General features: G+C 57.7%; 8 protein-coding genes. 5 read left to right on the forward strand and 3 right to left on the reverse strand.

All coding sequences use genetic code 11. From position 1 onward, the window contains the following. Positions 1-179 precede the first annotated feature (179 nt). Genes PMA3_RS23910 through PMA3_RS23930 form a run of 5 tightly spaced genes read left to right on the forward strand, consistent with a single transcriptional unit; the run spans position 180 to position 8572 of the window. Entirely contained in the window at positions 180-2486 is a 2307-nt protein-coding gene (locus PMA3_RS23910; protein ID WP_064679504.1) for a GGDEF/EAL domain-containing response regulator, read from the forward strand. Continuing rightward, a complete protein-coding gene (locus PMA3_RS23915; protein WP_064679505.1) occupies positions 2483-4357 on the forward strand; it encodes a putative bifunctional diguanylate cyclase/phosphodiesterase in 1875 nt (624 codons plus the stop codon). Before PMA3_RS23910 ends, PMA3_RS23915 begins: the two co-directional genes overlap by 4 nt. A 44-nt stretch (positions 4358-4401) precedes the next feature. Continuing rightward, positions 4402-5361: a cytochrome-c peroxidase gene (locus PMA3_RS23920; RefSeq protein ID WP_064679506.1), complete on the forward strand. Its 960-nt coding sequence runs from the start codon at positions 4402-4404 to the stop codon at positions 5359-5361. Continuing rightward, positions 5358-7169 carry a DAHL domain-containing protein gene (locus PMA3_RS23925; protein ID WP_064679507.1) on the forward strand — a complete coding sequence of 604 codons (1812 nt, stop codon included), beginning with the start codon at positions 5358-5360 and terminating at the stop codon, positions 7167-7169. Before PMA3_RS23920 ends, PMA3_RS23925 begins: the two co-directional genes overlap by 4 nt. Then, a complete protein-coding gene (locus tag PMA3_RS23930) occupies positions 7166-8572 on the forward strand; it encodes an ATP-binding protein (RefSeq protein WP_064679508.1) in 1407 nt (468 codons plus the stop codon). Before PMA3_RS23925 ends, PMA3_RS23930 begins: the two co-directional genes overlap by 4 nt. Before the next feature lie 47 nt (positions 8573-8619). Here the strand turns inward: PMA3_RS23930 and PMA3_RS23935 are convergent, their stop codons facing one another. Genes PMA3_RS23935 through PMA3_RS23945 form a run of 3 tightly spaced genes read right to left on the reverse strand, consistent with a single transcriptional unit; the run spans position 8620 to position 11653 of the window. Continuing rightward, complete coding sequence (locus PMA3_RS23935) at positions 8620-10338, reverse strand: glycosyltransferase family 39 protein (RefSeq protein WP_420848538.1); 1719 nt, start codon at positions 10336-10338, stop codon at positions 8620-8622. Next, positions 10317-11282, reverse strand: coding sequence for a glycosyltransferase family 2 protein (locus PMA3_RS23940; RefSeq protein ID WP_064679510.1), 966 nt, complete (start codon positions 11280-11282; stop codon positions 10317-10319). Before PMA3_RS23940 ends, PMA3_RS23935 begins: the two co-directional genes overlap by 22 nt. After that, a complete protein-coding gene (locus tag PMA3_RS23945) occupies positions 11279-11653 on the reverse strand; it encodes a GtrA family protein (protein WP_064679511.1) in 375 nt (124 codons plus the stop codon). The genes PMA3_RS23940 and PMA3_RS23945 overlap by 4 nt, the downstream gene beginning before the upstream one ends. Between the last annotated feature and the right edge of the window lie 59 nt (positions 11654-11712).

Below are 11712 nucleotides of genomic sequence, written 5' to 3' on the forward strand. Positions count from 1 at the left end.
CAGGCTAGATGATTTTGCGCATGATCCGGAAATGATTCGGTTCATTCAATCGCGCGAAGTGCTGGACAGAGGTCTATGCTCAGCTGACTCGGATCCATTATCTGTACGTTCGGCCAGGTGATCAGGGAAAGGATGCCCCCTATGAACACACTCCACCCTAAAGCCGCCGGTCCCGGGGCATGTCGATGAATTCATTGCTGGCGCGGACCAACCGGCGGATTCTGATCGTCGACGATACCGCCTCGATTCATGCCGACTTCGCGAAGATCCTCAGCCCGCCCTCGTTAGACGACGACAGTCTGATCAGCGCCGAACAGGCCCTGTTCGGCACCTCCGCGGCCATTTCACTGCAAAGTTTCCTCCTCGATTCGGCGTTTCAGGGCCTGCAGGCACTGGACAAGGTCGAGACGGCACTGGCCAACGACCTGCCCTACGCCATGGCCTTCATCGACATGCGCATGCCACCGGGCTGGGACGGGCTGGAGACCATCGAACGGCTCTGGCAAGTCGATCCCAAGCTGCAAGTGGCGCTCTGCACCGCCTATTCCGACTATTCCTGGGAAGACATCGACGAGCGCCTGGAGCTGGGCGATCGCTTGCTGATTCTGAAAAAACCCTTCGATGCCATCGAAATCCGCCAGATGGCGAGCGCGTTGACCGCCAAATGGCAGATGACCGAAGACGCGGCATTGAAAATGTCGCTGCTGGAGCAGGCCGTCGAGGAACGCACCCGGGAGCTGTCCGATGCCAATATCATCGTGCAGAACAGCCCGACCATCCTGTATCGGTTGCGGGGCGAGCCGTCGTTTCCGTTGATGTACATCTCCCACAACATCACCAAATACGGGCACATCGCCGCAGCCCTTGTGGCGTCGGCCAACTGGGCCCAGGAACTGATCCATCCAGACGATCAATCGAAGGTCGACACCGCCATGGCCCGGGTGCTCGACCGCCATGCGGCAGGCGCCTCCATCGAATTCAGGATGCGCACCGGCAATGGCGCCTGGCGCTGGGTGGAAAACCGCTACATCCCGGTGCGCGACAATGAGGGCCGCTTGCTGGAAGTCGAAGGCATCATCATCGACATCACCGAGCGCAAACTGGCCGAGGAGAAAATCGCCCTGCTGGCCCGCACCGACGGGCTGACCGGGCTGGCCAACCGCGCGACGCTGATCGAGCGGCTGCACCAGGCGTTCGCTGCCGCGCGACGGGGCGCGGCCACCTTTGCCATGTTTTACCTGGACCTGGATCACTTCAAACGCATCAACGACTCCCTGGGTCACCCGGTGGGCGACCTGCTGCTGCAAGAGGTCGCCCGCCGGATCAAGGCCTGTGTGCGGGAAAACGATGTGGTCGCACGCCTGGGCGGTGACGAGTTCGCGATCCTGCAACTGGATGTCAGTGACCCGACCCAATCCGCAGGGCTGGCCGCCAAGGTCCGGGATGCGCTGGTGCTGCCCTACTCCCTGGCCGACAATGATGTGCGGGTCTCGGTCAGCATCGGCATCAGCAGTTACAGCCCCGCTAGCACCAGCGCCGACGGCCTGCTGACCCAGGCCGACATGGCGCTGTATCGCTCCAAGGAAAAGGGGCGCAACCAGTACCACTTCCACTCCGAGGAGATCAATCAGGAGGTGGTCGAACGCATGGCCATCGCCAGCGACTTGAGGGCCGCCATCGAACACGGGGAACTTGAACTGCATTACTGGCCGGAAGTGGACCTGAGCAGTGGCAGGATCCTCGGCATGGAAGCGCAGGTCAGCTGGAACCACCCCGAGCGCGGACTGCTGGAAGCTTCGGCGTTTTTGCCCGCAGCGGAAAAGACCGGCACCATCGTCGCCCTCGGTCACTGGGTACTCGATCGTGCCTGCCGGCAAATGCGCCAGTGGCGCGACGAAGGCATGGCACCTCCGGTAGTTGCAATCAAGCTGTCCCTGGCCCAGCTCAAGAGCGGTCCCGAATTGATCTACGACGTGCTGCGCACCACCGCACGCTGGGAACTGTGCCCCTGGGACCTGCGCTTCGACGTCACCGAAGCGACGCTGGCCCAGACCAAATGGACCCATAACGATGTGTTGCCACGCCTGCGTGAGCTGGGGGTGAAGATCGCCATCGACGACTTCGGCACCGAATATTCCTCCTTCGACTACCTCAAGACCTACCAGGTCAATCACCTGAAACTGGCCCAGGCGTTCATCGACACCGCGGCCCGCGACCCGGCCAGCGCGAACACCTTGCGCGCCATCATCAACTTCGCCCGGGAGGTAGGGATCGGCATCATTGCCGAGGGCGTCGAAACCCAGGAGCAGCGCAGCTCGCTGATGGCCACCGGTTCGCCGATGAACGCCCAGGGCCATTACTTCAGCAAAGCCGTCAGCAGCCAGCAGGCCGCCGAGTTGCTGAAGGCAGGCAGCATCGCGCCCGCGAGCCATGATATCGGGCCGATGCTGGACAATCCGCAACGCTCCTCGGGGGACAAAGGATGAAAACCCCTTTTGTGCGAACCAACCGGCGCATTCTGATCATCGACGATACGCCCTCGATTCATGAGGATTTTCGCAAGATCCTTGGCGCGCAAAGCGAAGATGATCAGAGCCTGGCCGGCACCGAAGCAGCCCTGTTCGGCACCGTGCAGCAAGATCGACTGTCGTTTCAGCTCGACTCGGCCTACCAGGGTTCGGAAGCACTCGAACGGGTCCAGTGCGCACTGGCCGAAGGTCGACCTTATGCCATGGCCTTCATCGACATGCGCATGCCACCGGGCTGGGATGGCCTGGAGACCATCGAACAGCTGTGGAAGGCCGACCCGCACCTGCAAATTGCCTTGTGCACCGCCTATTCCGATTACAGTTGGGAAGACATGGCGGAGCGGCTGGAATTCGGCGACCAACTGCTGGTGCTGAAAAAACCCTTCGACAGCCTGGAAATCCGGCAGATGGCCAGTGCCCTGACCTGGAAATGGCAGATGACCCAGGACGCGGCCATGAAAGTCCTGAGCCTGGAGCAAACCATCGAGGCCCGGGTCCACGAACTGCTCAAGGTTTCGCATCTGTTGCAGTACGACGTCCTGACCGAGCTGCCCAACAGTACGTTGCTGGGTGACCGTTTGAACCAGTCACTGGCGCTGTCCCGGCGCAATGACAAACAACTGGCGGTGATGTTTCTGGGGCTCGATCGCTTCAAACGCATCAACAACGCCCTGGGCCATCCGGCCGGTGACCAGATGCTCAAGCAGGTCGGGCGCAATCTGCTGGCCTCGGTGCGTGAGTCCGATTCGGTGTTTCGCTACGGCTCGGACGAATTCGTGGTGATCCTCGCCGACATCCGCCACCCCCAGCAGACCAAGGGCATCGCCGAAAAGCTCCTGAAGGCCATCCGTGAGCCCCAGCACATCGCCGGCCACGATCTGAGCGTCACCGCCAGCCTGGGTATCAGCGTTTATCCCGACGACGGCTTCGATGCCATCTCGCTGATCAAGAAAGCCGAAACCGCGATGCGCAACGTCAAGGAAAGCGGCCCGAACGACTTCAGTTTTTTCATCGACGAAATGAACCAGCGGGCCCGGGACCAGCAAAGCATCGAGACCGGTATTCGCCTGGCGCTGGAGCGCAACGAATTTGTCCTGCATTACCAACCCAAACTGGACTTGCGCAGCGGTCAGGTGGTCGGCGCCGAGGCCTTGATCCGCTGGCATAAACCGGGGCATGGCTGCGTCTACCCCTCGGATTTTATCGGGGTGGCCGAAGACAGCGGCCTGATCGTCCCGTTGAGCAAATGGGTATTGGCCCAGGCCTGTCGACAAGCCTGTGCGTGGCAGGCGGCCGGGCTGCCGAAGATCTGCATGTCGGTGAACGTATCGGCCATCGATTTTCGCCAATGGGACTTTGTCGACGGCATCGAGCAGATACTCAAGGACACCGGTCTGGACCCGGCCTTGCTCGAGCTGGAAATCACCGAAGGGGTGCTGATGCAAAACATCGATGCCACCGTCACCGCCCTGAACCGGATCAAGGCATTGGGGGTGCGACTGGCCATCGATGACTTCGGTACCGGTTATTCCAGCCTGAGTTACTTGCGGCGTTTTCCCGTCGACGTGCTGAAAATCGATCAATCGTTCATTCGCAGCCTGGGCAGCGACAGCAATGACGCCGCGCTGGTCAGCGCCATCATCAGCCTGGGCCGCAGCCTCAAGCTGACCATCATTGCCGAAGGGGTCGAAACCCTGCAACAGCTGGATTTTCTCAAGGCCCATCAATGCGAGGAAGGCCAGGGTTACTACTTCAGCAAAGCCGTGGAGCCGGAGGCATTCGTCCGGTACCTGCGGTCGGTGCAGCCCTCCTCATCCGTCGCCACGTGAACGATGCGCAAAGACACTCAGGCCTCAGGCCAAGGAATCATCAGATGTCGCCCTTCTTTCACCGCCTGATTCTGGTGCCGTTGTTCGGGCTCTGTCTGAGCGCCGGTGCCGCCCCTTTGGATGAACCGCTCAAACCATTGCCGGCGGCGCCCAAACAGAACCCGCTGCGGGTCGAACTCGGGCGTCAGTTGTTCAACGAACCACGCCTGTCGGTCAACGGCTCGATATCCTGTGCAAGCTGCCACCAACTGGACAACGGCGGTGCCGACAAGCTGGCATTTTCCATCGGCTTCGCCGGTCTTCCGGTGGCGATCAACACCCCCAGCGTATTCAACGCCAGCCTGAATTTCAGGCAATTCTGGAACGGTCGGGCCGACACCCTCGAAGCCCAGATCCACGAAGTGGTGCAGAGCCCCAGCGAAATGGGCAGCAACTGGCAGCACGTGGTGCAGACGCTGTCCGCCGATCCGGCTTATCAAGCCTCATTCGCCAACGCCTACCCGGACGGCGTGACCATGACCAATGTGCAAAACGCCCTGGCCACCTACGAACGCACGCTGCTCAGCAGCAACTCACGCTTCGACCAATACCTGCTGGGCGATACCGATATTCTTACCAGGGAGGAGAAATACGGTTACCAGCGCTTCAAGGAATACGGCTGCATCGCCTGTCATCAAGGGGTGAACATCGGCGGCAACATGTTCCAGAAGTTCGGGGTGATGGGCGATTACTTTCAGTTTCGGGGCCTGGCGGTGGAGTCCGATCTGGGGCGATATCTGGTGACCCGGGACGAGGAGGATCGCAACGTGTTCAAGGTGCCCAGCCTGCGCAACGTCGCCGTGACCGCACCGTACTTTCACGATGGCTCGGCCAGAACCCTCGAAGACGCGGTGGACGTGATGTTCAAGTTCCAGCTCGGGCGTATTCCTTCCTCCGAGGATAAAACCCTGATCATCAAATTCCTCAAGACCCTGACCGGTGAATGGGGAGGCAAACCCTTATGAGGATCTCTCACCGCCGCAACCTGGCGCTGTTGGGCATCGTCGCCGTGATGCTGGCCTCGACGCTGCTGTTCCTGTACCTCAAGTCCAACTCGAACCAGACCACCACCTACGCCGAGTCCCGGGACCTGATCGGGCGGATCAAACAGTTGAATGCCCAGTGGGAAACCGAGATCCTCAAGGCCAGGATCGCCATCAGCCACAACTACGACCCGCTCGTCACGCCGCTGACCGAGATGACTGACCTGTGGCAACGGTTCGATACGATGGAATCCAGCCACGGCCGCAACGACTCGCCCACCTGGCGTGCCAGCCATGATGCCTACCAGAAAACCCTCCAGGAAAAGACCCGGCTGGTGGAGCAGTTCAAATCGCACAACGCGGTGCTGCGCAACTCCCTGGCCTTCCTGCCCACTGCCGAGGACGACATACAGGAACAGCTGGCGCAGATGGTGGACGGCGACAAGCTGCAACTGCAGAACATCGCCACCGACACCTACGATTTGTTGCTGAGCAGCCTGGAGTTCGCCCAGGTCACCTCCGACGACAAGGCGGCCGACATCCTGCTCGGGCTGAGCAAACTGGCGGTCAATAAAGAACGTCTGCCTGAACAGTTCCACAGTCCGATCGATGTTCTGAGCAATCACATTTCCCTGATCCTGCGCGAGCAACCGGTGGTCAATCGGCTGCTGCAGAATATCGAAGCCATTCCGGTGTCAGAACGCCTGGACGACATTACCAACCTGCTGAACACGGACCAGCAGCGGGCCGACGCGGTCGACCAGCGCTATCACTTCTACATGCTGGTGTTTTCAGTCCTGCTGGTGCTGTTGCTGGTGTACCTGGCCATTCACCTGATGCGCAGTTTCACGGTGATCCAGCGCGTCAACAATGCCCTGCAAACCGCCAACGACGATCTTGAATTGCGGGTGGAAGAGCGCACCCGCGAACTCAAGGACACCCAAAGCGAACTGCTCGACACCGCGCGCCAGGCCGGCATGGCCGAAATCGCCACCAACGTGTTGCACAACGTCGGCAACGTGCTCAACAGCGTGAATATTTCCGCCGACCTGGTCAGCCGCAAACTGCGCGCCAGCAAGGCCCAGGGCCTGGGCAAGGCCATGCAATTGATCAACGGGCATCCAGGCGACCTCGGTACCTTTCTCACCCAGGACGAGAAAGGTAAATTGCTGCCCGGCTACCTCAATCAACTGGTGGACGCGATTGCCCTGGAACAACAAGGCATGACCGAGGAACTGGCGCAGCTGAGCAAAAGCGTCGACCACATCAAGGACATCGTCGCCACCCAGCAATCCTATGCCGGCGCCAACAACCTGATGGAACCGCTGCACATCAGCGAATTGCTCGAAGACGCCCTGCGCATGAATGCAGGCGCCTTGACCCGGCATCACGTCAAGGTGATCAAGGAGTACAGCGAGGTGCCGCAGGTCATGGGCGACAAGCACCGGCTGCTGCTGATCCTGATCAACCTGATCAGCAACGCCAAGTACGCCATGTCCGATCTGGGCAATCGCCCGCGGCAAATGACCCTCGGGGTGAAAATAATCGAGGATTCGATCCTGCAAGTCAGCGTCAAGGACGATGGCGAAGGCATCGCCGAAGAGAACATGACGCGCATCTTTGCCCACGGTTTCACCACCCGCAAGGAAGGTCATGGCTTCGGCCTGCACAGCTGCGCCCTGGCCGCGATCGAGATGAACGGTCACCTCACCGCCCATAGTGACGGCCCGGGCAAGGGCGCGCTGTTCACCTTGCAGATCCCGCTTAAAACCGTCCCGGAGCCTGCATGAGCGAGCGTTCAAACCGGCGCATTCTGCTGATCGACGATACACCGTCCATCCATGTGGATTTTCGCAAGATACTCATGCCGGCACCGGTACTGACCGGCGAACTGGACGAGATGGAAGCGGCGCTGTTCGGCAGTGAAATAAAAACCGCCAGCGCCCTGTTCGAGCTGGACTCGGCGTATGGCGGGCAGGAAGGGTTGGGCAAGCTCAAATGGGCGATGCAGCAAGACCGTCCTTACGCCCTGGCCTTCGTCGACATGCGCATGCCCGAAGGCTGGGATGGCGCGCAGACCATCGAACATTTATGGCAGCACGACCCGCGCCTGCAAGTGGTGGTGTGCACCGCCTATTCCGATTATTCCTGGGATGAGCTGCTCGATCGCTTGCAGGCCCATGATCGCTTGCTGATTCTGAAAAAACCGTTCGACAATATTGAAGTGCAGCAGATGGCCAACACCCTGCTGACCAAATGGGACATGACCGAACGGGCCAGTATGCAGGTCGACCAACTGGCGCAGATGGTCGAACGCCGAACCCGGCAGCTCACGGAAACCAGCGTTGAGCTGCAGCGGGAAATCGACGAACGCAAACAGCTTGAATCGCAGCTGGTGCAATCGGAAAAACTTGCTTCACTGGGGCAACTTGCGGCGGGCGTCGCCCATGAAATCAACAATCCCATCGGCTTCATTTCTTCCAACCTTGGCACCCTCGATGGCTACTTCAAGCAGTTGCAGGAAATGCTCGACGCCTATCGGGATGCTGAAAAAGCGATCGGCTCCAGCGAGCTGGTCGAATGTTTGCAACAGCTGCGCGAACGGGTCGAACTGGAGTTCCTGCGCGACGACATTCCGTTGTTGATCAAGGAATCCAAGGACGGCATCAACCGGGTCGGGCAGATCGTCAAGGACCTCAAGGATTTCTCCCGCGTGGACTCCAATCAGGAATGGCAGTGGGTCAACCTGCAACAGGGCATCGAATCGACGCTGAACATCGTCGCCAACGAACTCAAGTACAAGGCCGATGTGATCAAGGAATATCAGGAGCTGCCCGACATCGAATGCCTGCCTTCGCAGATCAACCAGGTGATCATGAACCTGATCGTCAACGCCTCCCAGGCCATCGGCCCCGAACGCGGCACCCTCACCCTGCGCACCGGGAATGAAGTTGAAAAGGTGTGGATCGAGGTGCAAGACACCGGCGCCGGCATCGCGCCGCAAACTCTGCAGAAAATCTTCGACCCGTTCTTCACCACCAAACCGGTGGGCCAGGGGACGGGGCTGGGTTTGTCGCTGTCCTATGGCATCGTGAAGAAGCACCGGGGGGAGATTTCGGTGCGTAGCGAGGTGGGCGCAGGGACCACGTTCAGGGTTGAGTTACCCATACACCAGACGAAACCGGCGGCCTGAAACACGATCCCGGCTTGCCCGCGAAGACGTTATAGGCCGTGTCATTGTCACGGACCGGCAATTGGGCGAGTTTGACTTTCATACGGGGTCCTTATTCCAAGCACCTCCCCGGAAAAGATTGCCCGGTCGGTGTCTGCGCGCCAGTATGCGCAGCAAGCCATCGCAGGGAAATCACTCCGCTTGGGTCCTGCCGCAAGAGGGGCTGGTGCTGCATCGAGAATGAATAGACTGGCTTCGACTCCCCCCCCATCAAGTCTCAACGTTTGTTTCCAGTGTTTTGGAAACAATCTGGCGTGGTTTGCGTTGACCTTGCCTGTAACCCACCAGATCCTCCCGGCATTGAGTTTTAAAGTAGAAATATCATCGAAATACCTTCCGGCCCCGCGCTGAAGGGCCAGAGCCCAACCTCCAAAACTGTAGGGTTCCCTGGATTCGTCGGTCGGGTATCTATAAACATAAATTCTTGGCTGGATGCCAGTCGCGTTGTAATACTTGAATGGTAAATACCAAAACATACCGTCGACAACTATCTCGTCATCCGGCCGGACCTCTCGAGCAATTCTCGCCGCCAGTATGTCCAGTCTGGTCTCTCGGCGAACGGCAGTACCATTCAATCCGTCTGTTTGTTGATAAACCGCTAATAGTCCTTGCGTTTCTCCCACGAGAAAAAAAAACATGGCAGCAACGGTGAGGACGCGGCGACGTATTCCCCATGCATCCAAAGCCACCGCAACTATCAATGGCAAACCGACCGCCGCGAACGTCAGGTATCTGGCGCTGAATATCGGAACCCACAAAGAGAGTATATAAACAATCAGTACTGGCACAAAAAAATAGCCGACTAGCAGAATGTTGTATCCGCGCTCTTTCGGGTCTTTCACCAGTAGCGTTGCTGCACAAACAAGGATTAATAGTGTCGGCACCACGCGCCACCAAGATGTCACCGGCACTGAATCGTTCATCACAGTAAACGGCCAAACGGTATTTAGCACTGTTTGCCATGTAAGGGGCGGTATCCAATCTAGACCGTCCCTCCTCTGCAATTGTCGAATGAAGTGTGACATCCAAGGCAGGAACAGCACGACAATTGCACTATTAGCCAATACCCATGCACGAACGGGCAATACCGCTGCCCGGACATGGCGCACTCGAAACCAAAACAGCCAATGCACCAATACACACAGAGCAGCGAAATAATGCGTATAGAAAGCAGCCGTCATCAGCAGCACGTAAAGAGTAGCAAAACGCTTTTTATCGGGGGCCTTGACCCAGCACACCAGCGCCACAGTCGCGCCCATCAGCCAAAAGCTGACCATGGTGTACATCCGAACTTCCTGACTGTAGCGAATCGAAATCGGTAGCAATGCCAATAGCAACGCAGCTATCCAGGTCGCCCTTCGCGTCGCCACCAGGCTCATTAGTTTAATGCTCAGCAATAACGTGCCAACATCCGCCAGAACACTCAGGGACCTAGCGGACAAAACATCATCACCTACCAACAGCATCCAGTAATGCAACAAGACATAGTAAAGAGGTGGATGAACGTCCCGTGCAGTAATCGGCCAAATCTCCCACGGTGTTTCCCTGGCAAGCAGCAGACTGAAAGCCTCGTCATACCAGACGGCCGGTATGGTGATAGCATGAAATCGCATCAATAGAGCAAGGATGACCACCGCGATCAATCCAACAGTGTCAATGAGCAGGCTCGATGATCCGATGCGGTCTGCGCAGTGACGGTTCATCTTTAAATTTTCCTTTTCAAACAACTCGGCTCGCCGTGCTGAGGGGGGCGCGCCTCAATACTTCTGATCACATACCTGGGGCGGTGTTTGGATTCCAAATAGATCCGACCGATATACTCCCCCAATATTCCGATGCCAATCAGTTGCACCCCCCCCAAAAACAAAACGGTGGCAATCAGGGACGGATAACTTGGCACTTCGTTACCATACAGAAGTTTGTCCAGCATCATATAGGCCGCATAGACCAGAGCCGGCAGCGAGATGGCACCACCGATATAGCTCCACACCCGCAACGGCACAGTGCTGAACGAGGTAATGCCTTCCAGCGCCAGATTCCATAGCTTCCAGCCATTGAACTTGCTCTGGCCGGCGGCACGTGGGGCACGGTCGTATTCGATGGTCACGCTGTTAAACCCAGCCCAAGACAACACACCTTTCATGAACAATTGCTGCTCCGGCAATTGCTTTATGACATCCACCACTTTGCGATCCATCAAACGAAAATCGCCGACGTTTTCTTCAATACGGGTGTAGGCAATTTGGTTCAGCAGGTGGTAGAACATCGACGCACATTGACGTTTTAGATAGCTGTCGGACGAGCGATCGCGACGCTTGGCCAAGACCACTTCCGCACCGTTCTCCCATTCGCTGATGAAACGTGGTATGACGTCTATCGGGTCTTGCAAGTCCACATCCATGGGGATGACGACATCGCCACTGGCATATTCCAGTCCTGCAAATAACGCCGACTCCTTGCCGAAGTTGCGAGAGAAGTTGATCAGCAACACGTCGCTATCAACCAGCGTAATGGCTTGGGTGAGATCCGCCGTTCTGTCCGTGCTGCCATCGTTGATGAACACGATCTCGATCTGGTAACTACGCAAGGATGGCTCCTGACGCACTGTCTGATAGAAACGCCTGATAGCCAACTCTTCATTGAGCACCGGAACAACCAACGAAATCTTCATGCCTCACCCTCGCGAAACACGACAAACCTCGAGAAAAAGAACCCGCAAAACAGGCTTAGAAGTGAAAACGAAGCAACTGTCAGCAACCCATGAATTTGCCACCAATCAGCGAAGAGCCCGACGCCGAAGCTCAATACGCCCATAAATCCCACAAAGAGCAGGTATTGGCGTACCGACAACCCGGTATCAAACGTATAAAGCGCATTCGCATAGAAGGAAAACGATGCGGCGACGCAAAATGCCGCTAAATTACTGGCCGCCTGACGGAGGTGGGCAGCGGTGGTGAGCACGAAAAAAATCTGCCAATGAATGAGCGTATTAGCCACTCCAATCATTGTGTAGCTAAAGAATCCTTTCCATAAAGCTTTCATGCCGGCACCTTCCAAAAAATCCCTATTTCAGGCGCCTTTCAAACTATGTGATGCTGGGG

Origin of the sequence: Pseudomonas silesiensis (assembly GCF_001661075.1) — a bacterium.
GTDB classification, from domain to species: domain Bacteria; phylum Pseudomonadota; class Gammaproteobacteria; order Pseudomonadales; family Pseudomonadaceae; genus Aquipseudomonas; species Aquipseudomonas silesiensis.

What these genes read in the sequence shown, in the direction of transcription:
- PMA3_RS23940 (WP_064679510.1), bottom strand. Translation starts at nt 11,282, where the DNA reads ATGAAGATTTCGTTGGTTGTTCCGGTGCTCAATGAAGAGTTGGCTATC.
- PMA3_RS23925 (WP_064679507.1), top strand. Translation starts at nt 5,358, where the DNA reads ATGAGGATCTCTCACCGCCGCAACCTGGCGCTGTTGGGCATCGTCGCC.
- PMA3_RS23920 (WP_064679506.1), top strand. Translation starts at nt 4,402, where the DNA reads ATGTCGCCCTTCTTTCACCGCCTGATTCTGGTGCCGTTGTTCGGGCTC.
- PMA3_RS23930 (WP_064679508.1), top strand. Translation starts at nt 7,166, where the DNA reads ATGAGCGAGCGTTCAAACCGGCGCATTCTGCTGATCGACGATACACCG.
- PMA3_RS23910 (WP_064679504.1), top strand. Translation starts at nt 180, where the DNA reads ATGTCGATGAATTCATTGCTGGCGCGGACCAACCGGCGGATTCTGATC.
- PMA3_RS23915 (WP_064679505.1), top strand. Translation starts at nt 2,483, where the DNA reads ATGAAAACCCCTTTTGTGCGAACCAACCGGCGCATTCTGATCATCGAC.
- PMA3_RS23945 (WP_064679511.1), bottom strand. Translation starts at nt 11,653, where the DNA reads ATGAAAGCTTTATGGAAAGGATTCTTTAGCTACACAATGATTGGAGTG.